Origin of the sequence: Trichocoleus sp. FACHB-90, assembly GCF_014695505.1 — a bacterium.
Taxonomy (GTDB): domain Bacteria; phylum Cyanobacteriota; class Cyanobacteriia; order Cyanobacteriales; family FACHB-T130; genus Funiculus; species Funiculus sociatus.
Genome location: NZ_JACJOK010000011.1, coordinates 96,137 through 117,691 on the forward strand (window position 1 = coordinate 96,137; position 21,555 = coordinate 117,691).

Here is a 21,555-nt window from a genome sequence, read left to right on the forward strand (position 1 = left end):
GAACAAAAGATTACCGCTCATCTGCTGCTGCATAGATGAAATACTATTTTGGTGTCAAAGACTTATATTCAAACACCACAGCTGTGTATTTCATCGGCTCGAAAAAAGTAATCCACAATACCTGGAAGGAATTTGTCTCCCTGTCCTAGAGAAATGCGGCATCATTGTACCCTCTGTAACGGCTACGATGTTGGGAAGCTTCTTCTGAATTACCTGGAGACTAGCAGATGAACGGATGCGCGAAGCGATTCAACAAATGAAAGACGCAGACATTCGCTAGGAAGCCTGAAACTCACTTTTGTAGACTTGCCACACCTGGCGGACAAAACAAGTAAGTTGCCGATGACCTTCAGTTGCGTCCGTCATTGGAGCATTTGGAGCATCTAGCTGAGTTAACAGAGGAATCACCTCTGTATCAAGCGCTGGCCGAAACAAACTTACAGGCCATACTAAATCCGCACCTTGACGCAAATTGTACAGCACTGGTAATGGGTTAGCATCGTTGTCTGGTAATACAGTAAGCATCAAAGGACGCACCCAGCAAACCTGTCGTGAAGTCACAACTTGAATAACTTCAGCGTACAGGCGAGAATTTTCATATTCTAAATAAACAATCTGGTAAGGCTGAAAGTTAGGAGCGGAACTGATTGAGGCTTGCTTCACAGGAAGAAATAGAGCTTTTCTTATTGCTTCTTTATTGTAGAAGTTAGATGCCCCTTGGGGGGTAAGCTCGGAGTAGCTTTGGTGCTACCCTTGGCGTGTCCTAGCGGATGAGCGATCGCTACCAAATATAATAATAACAACCTAATGTAGCATTCCTAAATGATTCGTGAAGGCGAGATCCCCGACTTCTTTAAGAAGTCGGGGATCTAAAAGACTATAATCTCACAAATTAATATTTATGGAAGAAATATTTACATTTAAAAAATTGCTGCTAAATAGGCATATCCAAGGCTCATTAACGATTGTTAAATAACTCGAATAAAAAAGTAGAAATAGCATTATTAATAATATTAGCAGCTATGCTGTTACACCTGATAAAGAAGCAAAATGCGTAGCTTCACCCAATAAAAATATTAAGGCTTGATCCCCATTAACCCCCGATAAATTGGGGGATTGGCAGGGTGGTTTCATAGAATCGGAGAAAATATCGAAAATTACGACATTTTGTAGGGGCATGGCAATCAAAAAGCCCCTACCGCCAACCAAAATCAACGTTACAGAATTTTCTTTTAATAAATGAAACCACCCTGCCGATAAATTGGGGGATTGGGGATCAAATGTGTTGCATCACAACGTTAACCGAGATGTATTGTTCTCAACCCTTCCCCTTTATGAGGGAAGGGTTGGAAGTAAATCTCCCTTAAACTGGCAGCACCGAATTTGTAGAATTCACTCCCATCGCACCGGAGTAAATCAAACCTCGTTGCATATCCAGCGTCAGAATCGCTCCATCCCGAATGATTTCCGTTGCCTTCTTCACGCCCACAATTACCGGAACACCCAAGCGTAAGCCAATCACAGCCGCATGAGAAGCCAAACTTTCATCCTCAGTAATAATCCCAGATGCCTTGCGAATTACATCAACAAAATCAGCATTAGTGCGAGGCACCACCAGAATTTCTCCATGATTGAAGTTTCCGATTTCCCTGGCAGTGTGAGCCACCCGCGCTCGACCGCTGACCGCACCCTGTCCGATGCCAATGCCCTTACCCAGAACCGAAGTCACCACCTCAACCTTAATTAAGTCGGTGGAGCCAGATACGCCTTGCAGCGTTCCGGCGGTCATCACCACCAAATCGCCCTCAATCAGCATCTGCTTCTCTAGAGCCACATTGATTGCTGCATGGAACGTCTGACCAGCTGAAGGCAACTCCAGCACCAGTAGAGGTTTCACGCCCCACACCAGCTGCAACTGTCGCGCTACATCCACATGGGGAGTTATTGCCAAAATCGGTTTTTCTGGTCGGAACTTGGAAACATTTCTGGCAGTAGCGCCGCTTTTCGTCAGCGACATAATCGCCGCCGCCCCCAACTGTTCAGCAATCTGACCGACAGCCTGACTAATAGCATTAGTGATAGACCGGGTGGTGCCTTTGACATTGGGGGCGATTTTTTCCTGCTCAATCCGGACGGCAATTGTAGCCATCGTCTGCACAGCTTCGATGGGGTATTTACCGACAGCAGTCTCATTCGACAGCATTACCGCATCGGTACCGTCAAGAATGGCATTGGCCACGTCGGAAACTTCAGCCCTGGTTGGACGCGGATTGTTCACCATGCTGTCCAACATCTGAGTCGCCGTAATCACGGGAATACCCAGTTGGTTCGAGGTGGCAATCAGACGCTTTTGTAAAATCGGGACATCTTCCGCAGGCAATTCCACGCCCAAGTCACCGCGAGCCACCATAACGCCATCAGAGAGGGAAAGAATCGCCTCCATTTGCTCGATGGCTTCGTGCTTTTCAATTTTGACAATCACTGGCACTTGCTTACCAGCATTGGAAATTAGCTCTTTGATTTCCAGCACATCCTGGGGGTTACGGACAAAACTCAGCGCTACCCAGTCAACGCCCTGGTCAAGACCAAACATTAAGTCTTTGCGGTCTTTGTCAGTAAGCGCCTTTATTGACAGGTAGACACCGGGGAAATTCACACCTTTGTTGTTGGAGAGAGTTCCCCCCACGACGACACGACAGTGCAATTCCCGTGAAGTGCGGTCTATCTTTTCCACGACCATTTCAACTTTGCCGTCATCCAGCAGAATTGTGGCACCACAGGGGACTTCATCGGCCAGAGGTTCGTAGGTGACAGAGCTAATTTCCTGGGAGCCTGCGATTGGTTTGCTAGTTAGAATGAAATGATCGCCCTTCCTTAAAACTATAGACCCATTTTCAAACCGTCCCAGACGAATTTTCGGCCCTTGCAAATCTTGCAAAATGCCGACTGGCTGATTTAGTTCAAAAGCTGTCTGGCGAATCAGGCGAATGCTACGCTGATGGTCTTCATGCGTGCCGTGGGAAAAGTTGAGGCGCAAAGTAGTCGCACCCGCTTCAATTAAATCGCGTAGGACTTCTGGACGACTGGTAGCGGGGCCAATCGTAGCAACAATTTTTGTCCGGCGCAGGAAATTTCGCAGTTGCATGGGGAAAATTTCAGGGAGAGCAGAAGAGGACTGCTAACAACACTAAAGCAAAAGGGATACTATCATATTTCGCTGAGTGATAGTATATAGCTCTAATTTTGCGTTGCGATCGCGTCAGGGAACGAGCCTAGTTGTGGATTCTGCCATCAGGCATAATTGTACCCTTGAGGTTAGCACCCGCCAACTCTGCTTTTTCTCTAGCGATCGCTCCTAAAAGACTTGCATTTTGCAAATCGGCAAATTGCAGATTTGCACCGCTGATGTTAGCACCATTGAGAACCGCATTGCTCAAGTTAGCATTAGCCAAATTAGCTCCCGTGAAGTCGGTATTTGCCAGAATCACACCGCTTAAGTTGGCGTTAGCTAAATTGGCACCTTTGAGATTAGCATTGCTCAGGTCACTCCCTGTAAAGCTAGCGCCACTCAAGTCGCAAAATTCACATTGATTCGTCGCCATTAACCGCTGAACGTGTTCTGGATTATCCGCCTTAGCGGGCATCGCCCAATAGTAAGGCATCAACAACGCAGCTACAGTTAGTATTTCTCGTTTCATGTTTTTTGATGCAACAGCTGCTTTCAATCAGTAGTAGTAGTCTTTTTTTGACTTTTGCCTTTTTAAGGTGCTGCCGTTTCGGAAGGCGAATATCTGTTCAAGCCGATAACACCTTTCAGCTTAGCCTCCTGCCAGTTGGCACCTGTGAGATTAGCCTCAGCCAGATTAGCCCCCTGAAAATCTGCTTCAGTCAGGTTAGCGTAACTTAGATTAGCATCTCCCAAATCAGCCCCGCTCAAATCTGCGGTGCTGAAATTGGTATAACTCAGATTAGCCTCCTTCAAAATGGCACTAATCAGATTGCACTGAACCAGATTTGCACCAACTAAAGACGCACCAGTTAAATTAGCAGAACGCAGATTTGCCTCGCGCAAGTTTGTGCCACTCAAGTTTGCATTAATCAGATTAGCTTCACTCAGGTAAGCATAATTGAGATTAGCACCGCTCAAGTCAGCACCACTTAGATTAGCGATCGCTAACTTTGCATTTGTCAGATTAGCATTTTTCAGCCCAGCCGTAGTCAAATTAGCACGATTGAAACTAGCACCACTCAAGTTAGCACCACTCAAGTTAGCATCGGTAAGATTGGCACTCTGCAAGTTAGCATTCGGCAACAAGGTGCCAAGAAGAGACGCCTCAGCCAAAACAGCACCATTCAGGTCAGCATTGCCCAAGTATGCCTGATTAAGCTTGGCTTCGCTCAGGTTAGCACTACCCAGCTTGGCATTATCAAGTTCGGCACCCGTCAGGTTAGCAGCCGCCAGGTTAGCACCCGTTAAGTCAGCAATGTTCAGTTTTGCCTCTGCCAGGTTTGCCCTTATTAGATTGGCAACCGCAAGATTAGCATTACTTAAATTTGCTTTGAGCAAATCAGCATCAACCAGATTAGCAAAATTCAGATTCGCATTCTCTAGCTTGGCACCACTCAACTGAGCTTTGGTTAGGACAGCGTTATACAAGTCAGCGCCCTTTAAATTGGCGTACCGCAAATCAGCAGGAAATTCCTTAGCCTGCTTAGAGTCCTTGCGGTCTTCATTACGCGATCGCATTATCCCCAATTTTGCTTCCCTTAAGTTTGCCTTCTCTAAGTTGGTAACAACCAGCTTGGCACCGTTCATCTTGGCACCTTCTAGCTTGGCACCACTCAGGTCAGCACTACTCAAGTCTGCCCCTTCCAAGTCAGCATCAGTCAAGTCAGCACCCTTCAGCTTGGCATTGTCCAACTTGGCATTCTTCAGGTCGCATCTGGGACAGGCGTTTGTTTCGAGTAATCGTTCTACGTGTCGAGAATTGGCCGCTTGCGCTGGGTTGACCAACACTCCGACGACTAAAGTTGCAACCGCGCAAGTTAAACCCACGAAGGCGAGCTTAATATACCAGGTAGGGCGATGCGCTGCCCCATCAATGCAAGCAAATGCTTTCTCTGGCGCTATAGTCATTCATCCCTCATCCTTGATATTGAATGCGGTAAATTCGGTCATTTGCTTCCTCCGTAACTAGCAAACTGCCGTCAGGCAGTACGAGTAAACCCACCGGACGCCCCCACGTGGTTGCTTGGGCTGGGTTTAGCAGAAACCCGGTGAGAAAGTCTTCATAGTAGCTTTGAGGACGCCCGTTAGAGAAGGGGACGAAGACAACTTTGTATCCCGTGCCTTGGTCGCGGTTCCAAGACCCGCGAAAGGCAACAAATGCACCGTTGCGATATTTTTCTGGGAAAGTCTTGCCGTCATAAAACTGCAATCCCAAGGCTGCTGAGTGTGCTTGGAAGAGAACATCGGGCGTTTTTGTTTTCGCTACCAGGTCGGGGCGTTTACTCTTGCCATTGACCACCTGACGCGGGTCGAGGCGATTTGGTGCCAGGTAAGCGTAGGGCCAGCCGTAAAATTCTCCTTGTTGGACGCGCGTTAGGTAGTCTGGTACGAGGTCGTCGCCTAGTCCATCACGTTCGTTGACGGTGGCGTAAAGTTCGCCCGTGGTGGGATGAAAATCAAGTCCAACTGGGTTGCGTAAGCCGGAGGCGAAGGTTTGTTGGTTGGAACCGTCGAGATTCATCGCCTGCACTGAGGCGCGTGGCAGTGGTTCTTCATCGGCGTTGGAACGAGAACCAACTGACACGTAAAGCTTTTTGCCGTCGGGTGCAGCTACTACGTTGCGCGTCCAGTGTTGGTTATAGCCGCCTGGGGTGAGGGTGGCGATTTTTTGACCTGTGCCGTTAAGTTGCTGCTGTCCTGCGTTGTAGGGATATCGCCGGACTTCGCCTGTGTTGGCGAGGAAGAAGTTGTTGCCTGCAAAGGTCATGCCAAAGGGTATATTTACCCCGTTTTGTGCAGTGGCGAAGGTTTTGTTGACATCTGCAACTCCATCGCCGTTGGTGTCGCGCAGTAGGCGAATGCGATTTTGTCGAGTTTCGGTTACTAGCACGTCACCGTTGGGGGTGAGGGTAAGCCAACGAGGGGCATCTAAGCCCTCGGCGAAGACGTTGACTACAAAGCCTTGTGGGACGCGCAGGGTGGGGTTTTGAGGTACTGATACTACGTTGGGCGAGTTGGAGGCGCTTTCGGTGGCGTAGGGTTTGGGTAAGTTGTTGAGGGTGATGCGAATTGGTTGGGGTGTGAGTGGTTGGGTTCGCACCACGTTTTTAGTCTGCGCGGCTTGTTGTGGCTGTTGTTTTAGCTGGGGTGGGGTTTGAGGTGGTTGTTCAACTTGTTGGGTTGTCTGGGGGTCGAGGGATGCTTGTGTTGAGTCGCAGGCTGCTGTTGTGGTGACTATTAGTAGCAGCAGCAAAAAATATCGGGATTTCATATCAACAATTTGGGAACTCTAATTCCAGGGTAGTCATTGCGGCCCGATGCGATCGCTTCGCCTACGAACTTGAGCAAAGGGCGATCGCTTCCTCACACCATGTCAACCAACTCGTCTCGTCGCTAATACCTCTTTTGAGCGTTATGTAGCGAAATTTGGCTTCCACCGACAAGTCTTGACCATTGTTAAAGTATCGCTGCTCTAAATCTCGGTAAACAGCCAATCTTTGCTGGTGTAGTTCCCGGTGATGCTCTAATTCTTCCACTATCAGCTGAGGCTCAACCACAGACCCCGCAAATATTTTGACTAATAAATCATCTCTAATCGGGCTAAGTTCGCAGGGTTGGGCAATCCACTCTGTCAACTGCTTTTGTCCAAGTTCTGTCACCTGGTACAGCTTTTTATCTGGACGACCTTGTTGGCAAACAATCTCGGCACTTACCCAACCCTCAGTTTCCAGCTTGGACAACTCCCGATAAATCTGCTGCTGGCTTGCCTTCCAGAAAAAGCCCACAGAACTATTGAACTGCTTGGATAGATCGTAGCCGCTACAAGATTGCTTAATCAGAGAGGCTAACAGTGCGTGAGCTAGAGCCATAAAAACTAATTTATTGACATATACAACTAATTGAGTATAAATTAAAGAGGTATACTCAATTAGTTGAGTATAGTGCAACGAGAAGGTGGAGGTATTCCCATGCCAACCGTCTCACGCACTCAGGCGGAAGAACAGCGGCGCATTTTGGAGTGCTAACACAGCTAGCTGCATAAGTATTTCAATCTATTAGACAAAGGAGAAACATCCAATGGTGTTTATTTCAGCTACCCGCTTGCGCGTGCGATCGCCTCTATATTTACCAGCATTTTTGTGGAACAATGTGCTGTCTACATGGCAGATCGTCAATACACCTGGGTTTTTAAAGGGTCAACTTTTGCGAGACTCTAACGGAACATTTTGGACGCTGACTGCTTGGGAGGAACAGGCAGCAATGAAGTTTTACCGCAACTCAGGCGCTCATAGAAATGTTATGCCCCGTCTTCAGGACTGGTGTGATGAAGCTTCTGTTGTTCACTGGCAACAGGAAGACAGCAATCTCCCTGACTGGGGAGAAGTTCACCGCCGTATGGTGACACAGGGGCATCCTACCAAACTTTCTAAGCCTTCACCCGCTCACCGTGAGCGAAAAATTCCAGAACCCCAGTCAAATATAGGTTTAGTTTTCAGCCCCAGAAGGAAAAACGCAGAAGCGAGTGTTAGAGGGGTTTAGAGAATGCGATCGCGTAGTTAGTTGAGGGATGCGATCGCGCCTTGTGGTAGTAAATGAACCACGCTAGGCGCAGAGGACGGGGGAGAGAATGCGATCGCGCTCATTCTTTTTTAAGTTTTCAGCATCATCATAGTTTCAATACAACTTTAATTTTGCGGCAAAATTAAAGCTAAGGCACCATTCAAAATTTCTTCTTTATTAATTAGTTGTTCTAACTCTTCTGGCTCATAAAGTCCTTCTTCTACCTCTAGCGAAGCTTCATCTATAGCATTCAAATAAGCTTCTTCTAGAGTTTCAAGCAACTCTTCTGGAGTTAGATAATAACCTCCTACTTTACGGCGCTTATTTTTTCTCTGAATTTCACGAACTGAATTTCGGATAGAAACTTCCCAAGAGCGAGCCGTGCGATTTTCAGCTTGCTGTTTGATTAAATGCAGCAGCAGAATCACTGCATAGCTGCGAATATTATCAATAAGGTCATTTTTGCTCATTTCTTCAAGTTCTTCTACAATCGCTAACGACCCTTTGATATCACCTCTTAGCAGCAAGTCTTTAAGGTCTAATAGTTCTTCCATAACGGCTGATTTAATCCTAAGTTTTTTTTATTTCAGCGACTCACGCTTGGCTGAACCCACCGAAACTGATAAGGTTCACCTTTTGACCCCCAAACTTGATTTCCTGCGGCATCAAAAGCCCGATCTAGTGTGTCCATTCCAATAGAATGCAACACAATTCGATTTGTTACTTTCACTGCGCCTTTGTAATCGCTGGGACAACCTGCCTCTGGTGTCTCGCCAATGTAATTTTCACCGTCAGGTTTTAAAAATACGCTGCATTTAGCCGTACCAATATCTTTTAATTTGACGACACGTTTTGCTTCTGGTTGGCTGCACAACCCGATAAAAGCTTCTGGTGTTGGTAGTTTAAATGATTGCGATTCTACGCTTTGATTATCAGCACTGGAGGCAATTTTTAGGAATCTCTGCCGATAGGGTTTGGCAAGATTCTGGGACATCGCTTGTTCTTGGTAGAGAAAAACTGCCTTGGGATTTTTTTTAGTATTTTCTACACTGACTTTGCAGGTAGTCATTCTCACATTTGGGGCTTTGGGGTTAGCTTGCGCTTGTGCAGAAGTGTCCATTACTCCCACTAAATGCGACACTACTTCCCCAACTTGTTGCTGCATTGGTATCGATTGGATATTCGGTGCTGGACGCGAATAAGCCGCAGTGCTAGTTGAGGAAAAAAGAGCGATCGCTATCAAATTTCTAATATTTGTATTCTTCACACTAACCTTCCTTTCCTAATCAAAAACATAACGTTCAGCAACACGCCAATATCGAGAAAAACGCTTGAGATCGATATAGCCGTCGTACTTCACAAACGGCTCAATTTCAAATAGTTCGATATTCAGCGATTTCTCTATCTCATCGCAAATTTCATCAAACCTGGGGCTAGGACTTTCTGCTGTAGCTATCCCATCTGTATTGTGTTCCTTTGCAAAAGCGATAACTTCAGCAGCGACATCACCCCGCCGAATAGTTACTGGCAGTTCTAGCAGACACTCATAAATAAAAGTAATCCGCTTGAGACTCAGCTGCCATTCCTCAATTAAATCATCATCCCAAACCCATATTGCAGGGCTTTCGGGATATGCTTGCAATGCGGGATTATCGGGACTTAAACAGTCTCCATGCACCCAAATTATCGGCTGTTTCATTTTATTTTAAACTGAGTTATACAGTTAATTTTATGTCGTTGGCAAAAGTTATTCATAGAAATAAATATATAATTCTGATTCAGGTATATACTTAGTTGCCTGTCTTAAAATTGCTCTACAAGTCCCTATATCTAACTCCGCATGATTAGGCACGGTTAGTGTTTCTTTACCTGCAAGCCCCAGACGACGCAGTTTAATATGACTGCCTTTTTGACTATGTACCTGAAACCCAAACTTAGCCAAAATATCAATTACTTCAGAACCCGATAATCTCTTTAGTCTAGGCATATTCTGGCTGTAGTTCAAAGGTGACTAATAGGGACGGATTGGCAACTAATCCAAATTCAGCGGGTTCTTCACCTTCTAAATGTAAGGAAACTGCCTCAAGTAGATTATTTGCCACTTCGTCTAAAGTTTCTCCTTGAGTCACTACAGAAATTTCTAGACACTCTGCTACATAACCTTGTTGTTCGCCAGGACGAATAAAAGCTTTAATGTTTTGTTGTAATTTCATATTTTGTCTTTAGGTGAGAAAAGCTACCACTATAAATTTAAAAGGCAAAATTATGAATTTTTAATTCTTTCGCTTCTTTCCGCGCTGAAAACTTCTGCTACCGCCACTGCGATCGCTACCTTCAGCTTTGGGAAACAGTCGCTTCTCTAATTCTTCATAACTTCCCTCAAAATCGCAATGACCGTAAAGCGGACATTGACGACAATAAAGGCCCTCTGTGTAGCGTTCTAAATTCTCGCGATTGAAGAAATAAGCCTTGTGGCTGAAGGTGCTGGCAACCCACTGCCATGATAAATTGTTGCTTGCAGGATCGCCATCTAGTAAGTGTTGCAGAAACCATTTTGCCCCGGTTTGCCAACGGATACGCCGCCAGTGGACAAGGTATGCCGCTAACCACATTCTGCCGTGGTTGTGCAGGTAGCCGGAGGAGTGCAAATCACGGCTAAAGCTGTCAATACAAACCATACCTGTGCTACCTTTGTCAACATCTTCTGGTAGTTTATCGGCATAGTCTTTGGCTGTGTAGCCTGTTTTATAAGGCTCTTGGTCTTTCCAGATGTCGTTTCCGAGTTTGGCATAGAGTCGCTGCCAATAGTCGCGCCAGCCGAGTTCGTTGATCAGTTTTTCGGTGTCATCGCGGTGTACTTTGCTCAGGATGGTGTCCCGCACTTCTGCCAAGCTCAAGACACCGTAGCGGAGATAAGGTGAAAGGCGGGTGACTGCCCCGGTGAGGAAGTTGCGGGTTTTGGCGTAACTGGGAGGATCTACTTTGCTCAGCGCGGCTTCGGCGGCTTTACGTCCTCCGGGAATCGTGCTGATATGGCGATCGCGTTCGGCGGCGGCGGGGAATTGTTCGCCCAGGTAGGCGAGCAATTCGTCGCGGCTGGCAAATTCTCGCCGCATATCTCGATGGTTTGGGGTGGCGTTCATAAAAGAGCGATCGCGCAGACTTAATAAAGTTTAACAGGCGATCTGCTGCTGGCGGAAAGCAAAAACCTCTTTTCAATAGAGAAAATGGGTTTTTTGGAAGAAACAAAAGTATAAGAACTATCGGTCTCGCGAACTACCAGGGAAAGGCGAATCTTCAGGCAGCAAAGGGGCTGTTATCTGTTGTCGTTCCAAAAATTGACTCAAAGCATAAGCCATATCGCCACGACTCATAGGATTTAAAGGGTAAATATTGCCTTGTTCGTCAGTGTTTATAAACCGCTCATAAATTGCAGTTGCCATTGATTTTTTAGCCCAATCAGGTATATTTCCTGCATCTGGATGTTGGGCAATAATTGTTTGCACAGTTTCATCATTAAACTGAAATACACCGTGAGCTTGAGCAAGGATGGAAAAGGCTTCGGCGCGATTAATTTTTTGATTTGGGAAAAACAAATTTTTCCGATAGCCTTTCATAATGCCAGTTTTTAAAACTGTCTGAATATCTTTATATGCCCAGTGCGAAGGCGGGACATCTTGAACTTCAATAACTCCTGGCTTATCGGCACCTTCGCGTTTATCAAGGTTAAATGTTTTAACTAAAATTGAAGCAAGTTCGGCACGACTGATAATTTGTTCAGAGTAAAAATTACCATCTGGATAGTTGGTCATTAATTTGGCAGCAATAACTCGCTCAACAGGGTCAGATGGTAGTTCTGATGGTTGTGTTTGTTGAGCATTCACAGCTGCGGGAAAATATTGCAGAAGTGCTAATAAGGAAAGAGTGCTGAAGACGCGACGCATGATGAAAATCCTTTTTAAGGTTACTGTTACTCTACAAAAATATATCCGGATACTCATCCCCCAGTCGGGTTAATCAAAGTAGAGTAGGGGCGCAGTTTGAAATTTACCCTATAGAACGAGAAGATGAACGCTTTGGCTTTGTTCCGACGGAGTTGGTCGGAAGCGATCGCTTCCCGTTTTCAGTTTTTTAGAGCAACATAGTTATATAAAATCGTCGTTATACCATTATGAACAGCTTTCCAGATTTTTCTCCCCACGGTTACAAAATTGAAAGCGAACTAGGACACAATCGTGCTGGTGGTCGCGTCACCTATCTGGCAAGAAGTACCCCGCCTTACCAAGAGGAGGTGCAGGTTGTAATTAAACAATTTCAGTTTGCCCAATCAGGGGCAAATTGGGCAGATTTTGAGGCTTATCAGCGAGAAATTCAAGTGTTGCAAAGCCTCTCCTCTCCTGGTCTCCCGCAGTATCTCGATTCCTTCCAAACTTCCAATGGTTTCTGCATGGTGCAGGAATACAAACCCGCACCTTCTTTAGCCTCACCTCGTTGCTGGACAATTGACGAAATAAAGCATATTGCCCTCTCACTATTAGATATTTTAATTTATCTGCAAAATCAAACGCCTCCTGTTATCCACCGGGATATTAAACCTGAAAATATCTTAGTAGGAATTGACGAGGAAATTAGGGTTTACCTAGTGGATTTTGGCTTTGCTCGTATCGGTGGCGGCGAAGTTGCTGTGAGTAGCGTTGTTAAAGGCACTTTGGCATTTATGCCACCAGAACAAATGTTTAATCGTCAGCTGACGGAAGCATCCGACTTGTACAGTTTAGGTGCAACATTGATTTGTTTACTTACTAACACTCCATCAGCGAAAATTGGCAACTTAATCGATGCGTCTTATCAGATTAATTTTAAACATTTGGTGCCTCAGATAAATCAGCAATTTCTTGACTGGTTGCAAAAAATGGTGGCACCGGATTTTAAAGAACGCTATCCTAACGCAGCCACAGCCAAAGCAGCATTGCAGCCAATTGATGTTAATCGCATTTCTAGGCAGCGAAACTTGCAAATTAAGGCTGTTGCACTTTCCAGCCTTAGCTTGGTTGGCTTAAGTATTTTTGCTTTGATGATAGCACCAAGCTTTAACTTAAACGCACCGGAAAGCAAGACAGTTCAATCGACTTTAGCAGTTGATTTTTTGGCAAAGTTTAGCCATGCTTTTGATGATAAATATAAACTATTAAATAAAGATATTTCGATCTCAAAAAATAATAAGCGCGTTTATTTTTATGTCAACTTTAAGTTAATTGATAAAGAATACGATTGTTTATGTCAAGTTTTTAATAGTACGGGACGCATGGTTTATGGAGTTCAATCGACTCTCACGGCTGAAGAAAATAGTTTGAGTACGGGGTGTTTTTATGATTTTGATATAAATGTTGACAAGCCAGGTGATTTGACTTTTGTGTTCTCCCTGGATGGGCAAAAAGTGGTGAAGGAGAATATTACTTTTTTACCTGAATAATGTCGATAGGTTATGCCAAACTGCCAGAATTGTTAACTTCTTTGGAGATACTGGGTTTCAAACGCGATCGCTGTGTAATAATTACAAGCCTCTAATGAGCTAGTTCTCAACTAGGTATAGTTTCCCCACTTTGCCCGTTTGAATCACATCAAAAATTGGAATTCCGATTGCGGGACTTGTGAACTAGGATCAGAAGGGGCAACTTTGATCATTTGTCCCTTGTTTGCTGAATGATGCAACCCGTAGCGGTTGCATAAAATAGTTGAAATGAGCGTTCGTTCTCACACACATGAGTAACTTCCCAAACTTGTCTAGCCACGGGTATCAGGTAGTCCGACAATTGGGACAAAACCGCGCCGGAGGTCGAGTAACTTATCTGGCTGCAAATCTGAAAACCCGCCAACCTGTAGTTATTAAGCATTTTCAATTCGCCCAAACAGATGCCAGTTGGTCAGAATACGACAATTATCAGCGTGAAATTCAAGTGCTACAGGGGCTAACACACCCCAGCATTCCCCGTTACCTCGATTCTTTCCAAACGCCAAATGGCTTTTGCATGGTGCAGGAGTATAAGAAGGCACCATCATTAGCAGTACCACGCAGTTTTGACCCGGATGAAATTAAAAAGATTGCTGTTTCTCTATTAGAAATTCTGGTTTACCTGCAAAATCGCATTCCCACCGTTATCCATCGGGATATTAAACCAGAAAATATCTTAGTCGATGAGAAAATTAATGTGTTTCTGGTGGATTTTGGTTTAGCTAGAATTGGTGATGGTGAAGTGACGATGAGTAGCGTGGCAAAAGGAACTTTAGGTTTCATGCCGCCGGAGCAATTATTTCATCGCCATCTCACCGAAGCTTCAGATTTATACAGTTTGGGAGCAACGCTGATTTGCTTGCTGACTGGAATAAAATCTACGGCAATTGGTGAGTTAATTGATGAAGATTATCGCATCAATTTTAAGCATCTTGTTCCTAAACTTAGCTTGCGGTGGATTGAGTGGCTGCAAAAGATGGTGGAAATTAAACCAAAAGACCGCTATTCTAATGCTGCTGCTGCCTTGGAAGCGCTGAAACCTATTTACGTGATGCGTGTACCAGAAGTTAAGCTGAGCCAATCGGGTTTGGAATTTAAGGCAAAAAAATTAGGTGAAAGGGTGACTCAAAGTATCGCAATAACTAACTCGATTCCCGATACGGTACTTGAGGGGAATTGGGAAGTTGCACCACACGAAAGCGACCCACCGCATACCCCAGAGGAACACAGTTGGATTTCTTTTGATTTAGACAAGTTTGAAAGCAATCAATCTAATTGCAAAATTAAGGTGAATACCAGCAGATTGATGGCGAATAAAACTTATGAGCGACAGGTTTTATTACACACTAATTCTTTGCCAGAAACTCATGCTGTAACTGTTAAAGTTCAGACCGCACCGATTCCTATTGCTACAAAAAAACTCCCTTATATTTCTCTAGCCTCGCTGGTTGCACTTGCTTTAGCAGGGGCTTGGTTGGAGGCGGAAGCTTGGAGTGGAGTTGTTGCTGATAGTGGTTCTATAGGTGTGGTAATGGCGGCGTTTGTTACTTTGTTTGTGGCTGTGTTTGGGGTTGCGGCTGCGGTTGCGGCGACCGCTGCTGCTGCCGTTGCATCTAAACTTCTTGCCAAGAATAAAATTAAGTTTGCGGCTCTTGATGCAGTTGTGGCTTTCTTTGTGACTGGAATTGTGGCTTTGTTTGTCACTGGTTTTGGCGAACAGTTTAGGGGGGCTTCTGAGACTGCCACTGGATTTGGCGCGGTAGATTTGGGTATGTTTATAACTGGTTTGGGAGCTGCAAGTTTGGCAGCAATTTGCTTAAAAAGAGGATTCAGTACCAGTCTTGCTGTGGGAGTTTCGCTGTTAGCAACTGCGTTAGGTATGAGTTTAGGAATTGGGCTGCAAATAGGCTTGTTAAATCCTTTTGTGATGTTGGCTGTTTTGGCAGTTGGTTTACCTTTGGGAACAATGCTTTTTTACCCGCCTCTTGAACGTGCCAGGTTGATTTCTAACTATCGCAAGTTTGAGCAGCATTTGATTAAGCCGTAGGGGAAAAAACTCCACCCCCGTTTACGGCTACCGTGTATACACAAGTCTTGGGTCTAGAGTTTGGGGTTGTAGATCCCCCTTTTTAAGGGGGACTTTGACTCTGATTTTCCCCCCTTTTCAAGCTACCGTGTATACACATCTAGGCAAGAAGCTAAAGACCAACCGAGAAATTTAGATAGTCTAAGACAGATTTTTGTATACACTGTAGCCTAAGAGAAGAAGTGGAAAGGGGCTTAGGGAGGGATTCCGGTATTACGCCCAGTGAACTTGCGATCGCTCTTGCACTACCGTCTGATAAACTTCCTCTGTCTGTTTCGCTATCTTTGTCCAACTGAACCGCCGTTCTAAATCTTTGTAGGCGTTGTCCACCAGCCACTGTGCGTAAGCTGGATTTTTCAGCACCTCTAAGATTCCCCAAGCTAGAGAATCAGCGTTATTTGTCTGAGTCACAACTCCAGTTTTGGTGTGTTGCACCACTTCTGGTAAACCACCCGTGTCTGATACTACAACTGAAACGCGGGCTGCAAAGCTTTCTAAGGCAACAATGCCAAAGGGTTCGTAAAGGCTGGGAAATACGGCGCAATCGGCAACGGTTTGAAATTTATCTAAATCAGCATCAGACATAAAGCCTGTGAAATAGCACTTGTCCCAAATGCCTAAATTCCAAGCTTGCTGTTTGAGAGGGTCGGTGTTACCGCCGCCAATAATCACAATTTTGACGTTACCTCCCATTTCCCAAATTACCTTGGGGGCAGCATTCAGCAGCACGGAAACGCCCTTCTCGTGGGACATTCGCCCGACGTAATAGACAATTTTTTCCCTATCTTCAGCAAAGCGACGGCGGAAGTTCCAAGCATCAAATTCATGCGCCCTGCGTTTCTTCTCCGGTCGGATGCCGTTGTAAATTACATCAATTTTGTCCCAAGGACTTTCTAAAGCCCGTTCTACTTCTTGCCGCATATAGTTGGTACAGACAATTATCCGCCATGCGTTATAGGCGAGAAGCTTTTCTTTACCACTAATATATCGGTGGTCGTCGTTGTAGATGCCGTTGTAACGGCCAAATTCTGTGGCGTGGACGGTGGCAACTAGGGGAACTTTAAAGTTGTGCTTGAGCGCGATCGCAGCATCTCCTACCAGCCAATCATGGGCGTGGATCAAATCAAACGGCCCTTCTTCGATCATTAATTTACCACCGTGAATCCCCATGCTTTGGTTTAGATTCACAACCCAGTGGAAGAAGTCGTGACCGCAACCGACTGGTACCCGATGCACGTGTACACCATCCACCACCTCATACAGCGGCGCATGACCAAACTCTACCGTCAGCAAGTGGACTTCATGCCCCAGCTTGGCAATCTCTGGATATAACTCTCCTACATGGCGGGCAATCCCTCCCACAATGCGCGGCGGAAACTCCCAAGTTAGTACCAAAATCTTCATAACTCCCGTCTCCCTAATAAATTTACAAATTGCTATAGATTGACATATTTCTCAAAGTTATAGTCTTATACCTGAATTAGTGTAAGATGTAAAAAACTTTAATAATCTTTTAACATTTAGCAGGGATTGACAGCAAAGTTGCTGCGATCGCGACTCTAAGTTGAGTAACGATCAATAAATAGGTTAAATGCAGAAAATTACAAAACTTTTTCTAATCCGCAGCCTTTAAAGAAAGAAAAAGGGAAAAGTAAAAAATTCTTTTCTTTGCATGAGAGCCTTTTTAGTTACCAGTCCCTAACCCTTGATGTACTGCCTTTCTCGTAATCTCAATCCCTCAAGACCCAAAACCAAGCTCTGAAATACACTTCAATTAACCGCCGTGTTTTTCCAAAACAATCTAATAACTAATAGACAACAGCAGAAAAGTAACTTTACCTACCGCTTTGGTGGTGAACAACGGATCAAAGATGCGATCGCGTAAATTTTCAGCCATGCAGGGGTCGTTATCTGTAAATTAATATTGTCACGCGATCGCCCTCTAGGGCTTCCGTGCGAATGCGGATTATGGGTGGATGGAAGTATCTAAGTGCGATCGCCTACAGCCTATGCCGCTTCTTACTCGGCTTGTGGCGGAGTCCCGATAAAGAGTCCAGATAGTTTTCCCAGTCTATCTGGACAATTAGTTTAAAACTTACTTGGGCGGAACCTGTTGGCGAAAGGCTTGCCAAGATGCGATCGCTTGTTCTACCGACGCAGCACCTTTTTGCATCAAAATCACCCCATCTTTAAACCCAATAATCCCATACTGCCCACTACTAGACAATTGCTCAATAAAAGGAATGCCATTTTGCAAGAGTTCCCGTTCCTCCCGAAAAGCGGTTTGATACTGCTGCATCTGCCACAAGTCAGCAATAATGTAATCCACATTCACAACCTCACGCGCATCGTTGCGTAGCTGCAAGTTAGGAAAGCGGATAATTTCGCGGCGACCGGAAAGATGCGGAATGAGATAGGTACTTGCAGTAACGCTAGCATCTGGCGGAATTTGAGCCAGCAACGGACGCACTTGGCTGACGTGTTCCCACTGTCGCGGGAGTGAAACATAAACCAAAGGCTGAATGGAATCTGGAATCAGGAAATAAAGAGTCCGATTCGGGTTAGATGTAAAGGTAAAAAATAGAGAAAGGCTTAGGCAAATTATCCAAAAGCGGCGAAAGGAATTGGAAATTGGGGGTTGGGAATTGGACATCCCCTCTGCTCCTCTACTCTTCTGCTTTCTTCCCCACCAGAGAATCGTCCCGTAAAATAGTCCAGGTACAACTGTCATGGCGTAGCGAATGCTGATGGCGAGGACGGACATACCTTTACCCAACAGCAGTTTTAAGAGGGGAAATCCAGCTATCATCCAAGAAGCAGGCGCGATCGCTGGTACAAAAGCTAAAGGCAACCATTGGCCTAACAAATACTTAATCGTGCGGTCTAAGGGTGAAAATAACTCTACTATTAGCCGCATCGGATTGCTAACCATTCCCCAGATAATTTCCAGAGTGGAAGCTTCATCGCCATCCGCGTACTGACCAAACCGTTCCATCATAAACCGCTGGGAAATATCTTCGGAAAATAGCGGCATGATCAGATTGGTGAGAACAATCATGTAACCAAAGCTGAGAGTACAGACAGCAAGACCAATGCGCGGATAGCGTTTGCTGAGGATCATGTAAAAGCCGACACCAAACAAACTCACTCCGCTATCTTCCCGCACCGCCAAAATCAAAACAGCCACCACCCAGAACAACCACCACCAGCGTTTTTCCATTGCCAGCAGCAGAGTAAACATAAACAGGGGAATCTGGCAAATGTCGTGGAAGTTGGATAAAGTAGGGCCGAGGACAGCGTTAGCGCAGTAAAAGCTGACGGTAATCATCGCTGACAGCGGTGGTTCCAAATACTGTCGTGCCAAGACATACAGAACCAAACCAGCGGCAGTTACAAGAGTGACTTGTAATACGGTGAGAGTTGCTGGGTAAGGGAATAAAGCATACAGCGGTAGCCAGAGCAAGAGAGCAGGCGTGAAGTGTTGCCCTAAGCGGTGGTAAAAAACCTCTGGTACTTCGCCATTGTGGACGACGTTGGTGGAAAGTTGGGAAGAAAGCGTACTTTGAAAGAAACGACCGTGAAGGTTGTTCCAGAAGACTTGATTAAAGATGCCCTGGTCGTAGGAGGAATAGAAGGTGTAGTGTCGGTGCAGGGTGAGAATTAGGGTAAACAAAAAGAACGCGATCGCTGCGCCCATCACCATCCGCAACACTGACTGCTTCTGTAATCTTAACAACATCACTTACAATCGTTTATAAATGTTAAATAGATATTAAATTGAAAGCGGATCTTGGATTCTGTTCAACTGTCAGTTAGTCTCACTCACAGTCAAAGCGTCCCCGGTTGGTGCCAGTGCTGAAACCAGATTACATACAGGCAGCTCCTGAAAAACCTACGGCTTCTGAAGCGTCACTACAGCTAGTGCTGTTCGTTGATGAGCGTCCTAGTTCGCGCAAACAGATTCAACAAATACACAGTTATTTAGCTCAGCTCAAGGCACAATATGCCTTTGAAATTCAGGTGATCGAGGTGGGGGAACAGCCTTATTTGGCTGAACACTTTAAACTTATAGCGACTCCTGCTCTGATTAAAATCCATCCAGAACCCCGACAGACTCTTGCTGGTAGTGATTTAGTAACTCAGTTGAAGAATTGGTGGCCCCGCTGGCAACTTTGTGTTGAGGAATATCAACAGAATTTACCACTCCCAACTGAGGCACCGACAACACAGACACCAAAATCAGCAATTAGTTCCGTTGCCCATTCCGCAGAACTTATTCAACTGTCTGACGAAATTTTTCGCCTCAAGAAAGAAAAAGAAGAACTGCTGGCGCAGCTAAAGTTCAAAGACCGAGTGGTTGCTATGTTGGCTCACGACCTGCGTAGTCCCCTGACAGCTGCCTCTCTGGCAGTGGAAACTATAGAAATAACCCAAAACTGGAGCAATGGTGGCGGCGCTCCCAGGTTGACCCCAGCGCAGATGGAGCAGTTAAGCAAACAGGCTCGTTCCCAACTCCGCGCTATGGACAGGATGATTACAGATATTCTGCAAGCTTCTAGGGGGACGAGCGCTGAATTACATATTAAACCTCTGAAGTTAGACTTGGGGGCGCTGTGCCATGAGGTTCTCAACTCCTTGAAAAATCGGTGTCAGGCAAAATCTCAATCCTTAAAAACCGATATTCCCAACGATCTGCCCTATGTTTATGCAGATGAAGAACGGGTGCGTCAGGTGATTGTAAACCTGCTGGATAATGCGATTAAGTACACTCCAGAAGGAGGAAAAATCCAGGTTTCGATGCTTCACCGCACTACACAGAAAATTCAAGTGAGTGTTGACGACACTGGCCCTGGCATCCCTGTAGAGAATCAAGACCGGATCTTTGAGGATCGCTATCGGCTGGAGCGAGATGAAGCAAAAGATGGATATGGGATTGGTCTTGGGTTGTGTCAGCGCATTATCCGGGCGCATTATGGGCGAATTTGGGTAGATTCGGCTTCTGATAAAGGCAGCAGTTTTCACTTCACCCTGCCAGTTTATCGATAGAGTATCTTACCTCGTTCCCAGGCTGAGCCTGGAAACGAGCGATGAGGGAAGAATTGTTAATTTTTCCGCAGGGCGTTGATAATCTGGATATTAGCGGCGGGAAAGGGATACTGATCGAGTTGATCGAGTGTCACCCAACGCACTTCTTCGGATTCAATGGGTTGGGGAATGCCTGTAAGGTGTTGGCAGTGATGGACGTTGAGGGTGATGCTAAATTTGCTATAGGTGTAGTCGATAACGATTAAGCGATCGCCTACTTCTATTTCAATTCCCAACTCTTCTTTGATTTCTCTTTTTATACATTCCACGACGGTTTCTCCAGGCTCGATTTTGCCGCCGGGGAATTCCCAAAGTCCACCCATTAAACCGCCTGGGCGTCTTCGATCTATTAAAATTTGTCTTTGCTCGTTCCAGATAACAGCAACGCCAATTGACTTATGAGGGAGAGGCGCGGAAGTTTGGCTCATAAGAGAATCACTTTTCCTCCAAAATAGCAGAACTCGGCAGACGAGAAAGTAAGTCTGCCGAGTTCTGCTATTTTGGACGCTGTACCTTTATTTACCCTGTACCTTGATTTACCGTAGCGTCCCGCCTCCAATCATCAAACAGGCGAGACGCTCGTTCTACAGGTATTTAAGAAAAGCACATCGCCTGACGTTTATTACTCAGCTTCCAAAGAGTTGGCTTCAGTGGCAGCTTGTAAGGATTTCTCAAACGTCATCCGCTGTTCGGCGTTACGCAGAAAATAGCCGCTAATCATTGCCGAAGCCAGCAAACGCCCCAGATTTTCACGATTGGTAGTGACTGTAACACCAAAGTGTTCTGGTGGTAGATTCCCCAACAGCCCCACGATGTTGCGTTCCATTACCTGAAACACTTCCTGAGAAGAGGGTTTGGAAAGTTGGGTAATCGTGTCTGGATTCATAGATTGGACGTATTGCCAAAGCAAGTTGCCGCCTTCTGAATCGTTTTCAAAAAATTCTGAGACTCGATTTGACGGGTTGTTCACCTTGTTCCTCCGTTCTTGAAGAGCGGCAGCTGCTCCCAGTTCTTTGCACCAGGATAGATTGCTGCTCATCTGTTGGTTGTACTGGTTGACCCGGAAACTCGCTCCGAGATTTA

At 45.6% G+C, this 21,555-nt stretch carries 21 protein-coding genes; 4 read left to right on the forward strand and 17 right to left on the reverse strand.

Annotated features, from left to right (window positions below):
* Positions 1-276: 276 nt before the first annotated feature.
* The 6 genes from H6F74_RS02810 to H6F74_RS02835 all read right to left on the reverse strand — a co-directional run bounded on the left by H6F74_RS02810 (position 277) and on the right by H6F74_RS02835 (position 7,098).
* Entirely contained in the window at positions 277-663 is a 387-nt protein-coding gene (locus H6F74_RS02810; RefSeq protein ID WP_190435961.1) for a hypothetical protein, read from the reverse strand.
* Positions 664-1,363: 700 nt separating this feature from the next.
* The gene (gene pyk, locus H6F74_RS02815; RefSeq protein WP_190435963.1) at positions 1,364-3,145 is read right to left on the reverse strand and encodes a pyruvate kinase; all 1,782 of its coding nucleotides are present in this window, start codon (positions 3,143-3,145) and stop codon (positions 1,364-1,366) included.
* Between the two features lie 127 nt (positions 3,146-3,272).
* The gene (locus tag H6F74_RS02820; protein ID WP_190435966.1) at positions 3,273-3,698 is read right to left on the reverse strand and encodes a pentapeptide repeat-containing protein; all 426 of its coding nucleotides are present in this window, start codon (positions 3,696-3,698) and stop codon (positions 3,273-3,275) included.
* A gap of 62 nt (positions 3,699-3,760) precedes the next feature.
* The gene (locus H6F74_RS02825; RefSeq protein ID WP_190435968.1) at positions 3,761-5,137 is read right to left on the reverse strand and encodes a pentapeptide repeat-containing protein; all 1,377 of its coding nucleotides are present in this window, start codon (positions 5,135-5,137) and stop codon (positions 3,761-3,763) included.
* Between the two features lie 7 nt (positions 5,138-5,144).
* Entirely contained in the window at positions 5,145-6,500 is a 1,356-nt protein-coding gene (locus H6F74_RS02830; protein WP_190435971.1) for a sorbosone dehydrogenase family protein, read from the reverse strand.
* A gap of 61 nt (positions 6,501-6,561) precedes the next feature.
* Positions 6,562-7,098 (reverse strand): PadR family transcriptional regulator, encoded by a 537-nt coding sequence (locus H6F74_RS02835; RefSeq protein ID WP_190435974.1) that lies wholly within the window; start codon positions 7,096-7,098, stop codon positions 6,562-6,564.
* Between the two features lie 208 nt (positions 7,099-7,306).
* Here H6F74_RS02835 and H6F74_RS02840 point away from each other — a divergent pair, with 208 nt between their 5' ends.
* Entirely contained in the window at positions 7,307-7,768 is a 462-nt protein-coding gene (locus H6F74_RS02840; RefSeq protein WP_190435978.1) for an antibiotic biosynthesis monooxygenase, read from the forward strand.
* 146 nt (positions 7,769-7,914) lie between these two features.
* Here H6F74_RS02840 and H6F74_RS02845 read toward each other — a convergent pair whose 3' ends face one another.
* From H6F74_RS02845 to H6F74_RS02875, 7 genes are all read right to left on the reverse strand, one after another.
* Positions 7,915-8,343 carry a DUF29 family protein gene (locus H6F74_RS02845; RefSeq protein ID WP_190435981.1) on the reverse strand — a complete coding sequence of 143 codons (429 nt, stop codon included), beginning with the start codon at positions 8,341-8,343 and terminating at the stop codon, positions 7,915-7,917.
* Positions 8,344-8,375: 32 nt separating this feature from the next.
* Positions 8,376-9,056, reverse strand: a complete 681-nt coding sequence (locus tag H6F74_RS02850; RefSeq protein ID WP_199300771.1) for a chromophore lyase CpcT/CpeT — start codon at positions 9,054-9,056, stop codon at positions 8,376-8,378.
* A gap of 15 nt (positions 9,057-9,071) precedes the next feature.
* Positions 9,072-9,488, reverse strand: a complete 417-nt coding sequence (locus H6F74_RS02855; RefSeq protein ID WP_190435986.1) for a hypothetical protein — start codon at positions 9,486-9,488, stop codon at positions 9,072-9,074.
* Between the two features lie 48 nt (positions 9,489-9,536).
* Positions 9,537-9,776, reverse strand: coding sequence for a type II toxin-antitoxin system HicA family toxin (locus H6F74_RS02860; RefSeq protein WP_190435988.1), 240 nt, complete (start codon positions 9,774-9,776; stop codon positions 9,537-9,539).
* Positions 9,769-10,002, reverse strand: a complete 234-nt coding sequence (locus tag H6F74_RS02865; RefSeq protein ID WP_190435991.1) for a type II toxin-antitoxin system HicB family antitoxin — start codon at positions 10,000-10,002, stop codon at positions 9,769-9,771. Before H6F74_RS02865 ends, H6F74_RS02860 begins: the two co-directional genes overlap by 8 nt.
* Positions 10,003-10,062: 60 nt before the next feature.
* Positions 10,063-10,905 (reverse strand): FAD-binding domain-containing protein, encoded by an 843-nt coding sequence (locus H6F74_RS02870; protein WP_190436079.1) that lies wholly within the window; start codon positions 10,903-10,905, stop codon positions 10,063-10,065.
* Positions 10,906-11,049: 144 nt separating this feature from the next.
* Positions 11,050-11,733: an S-layer homology domain-containing protein gene (locus tag H6F74_RS02875; RefSeq protein ID WP_190435994.1), complete on the reverse strand. Its 684-nt coding sequence runs from the start codon at positions 11,731-11,733 to the stop codon at positions 11,050-11,052.
* Between the two features lie 227 nt (positions 11,734-11,960).
* Between H6F74_RS02875 and H6F74_RS02880 the strand changes: the two genes are divergently transcribed.
* Together H6F74_RS02880 and H6F74_RS02885 are read left to right on the forward strand one after the other, a co-directional pair.
* A complete protein-coding gene (locus tag H6F74_RS02880; protein ID WP_190435998.1) occupies positions 11,961-13,262 on the forward strand; it encodes a serine/threonine-protein kinase in 1,302 nt (433 codons plus the stop codon).
* A 289-nt stretch (positions 13,263-13,551) separates the two neighbouring features.
* A complete protein-coding gene (locus H6F74_RS02885) occupies positions 13,552-15,348 on the forward strand; it encodes a serine/threonine-protein kinase (RefSeq protein ID WP_190436000.1) in 1,797 nt (598 codons plus the stop codon).
* Between the two features lie 252 nt (positions 15,349-15,600).
* On the opposite strand, the gene H6F74_RS02890 is transcribed toward H6F74_RS02885, so the two are convergent.
* Both H6F74_RS02890 and H6F74_RS02895 read right to left on the reverse strand, forming a co-directional pair.
* On the reverse strand, positions 15,601-16,791 hold the full coding sequence (locus H6F74_RS02890; protein WP_190436002.1) for a glycosyltransferase family 4 protein: 1,191 nt from the start codon (positions 16,789-16,791) through the stop codon (positions 15,601-15,603).
* A gap of 691 nt (positions 16,792-17,482) precedes the next feature.
* Positions 17,483-19,126, reverse strand: a complete 1,644-nt coding sequence (locus H6F74_RS02895; protein WP_190436005.1) for a DUF2079 domain-containing protein — start codon at positions 19,124-19,126, stop codon at positions 17,483-17,485.
* Positions 19,127-19,257: 131 nt separating this feature from the next.
* Between H6F74_RS02895 and H6F74_RS02900 the strand changes: the two genes are divergently transcribed.
* Positions 19,258-20,433, forward strand: coding sequence for a histidine kinase (locus H6F74_RS02900; protein WP_190436082.1), 1,176 nt, complete (start codon positions 19,258-19,260; stop codon positions 20,431-20,433).
* Between the two features lie 56 nt (positions 20,434-20,489).
* Here H6F74_RS02900 and mutT read toward each other — a convergent pair whose 3' ends face one another.
* The gene (gene mutT, locus H6F74_RS02905) at positions 20,490-20,900 is read right to left on the reverse strand and encodes an 8-oxo-dGTP diphosphatase MutT (RefSeq protein WP_190436008.1); all 411 of its coding nucleotides are present in this window, start codon (positions 20,898-20,900) and stop codon (positions 20,490-20,492) included.
* A gap of 194 nt (positions 20,901-21,094) precedes the next feature.
* A complete protein-coding gene (locus H6F74_RS02910) occupies positions 21,095-21,442 on the reverse strand; it encodes a DUF760 domain-containing protein (protein WP_190436085.1) in 348 nt (115 codons plus the stop codon).
* Positions 21,443-21,555: the final 113 nt, after the last annotated feature.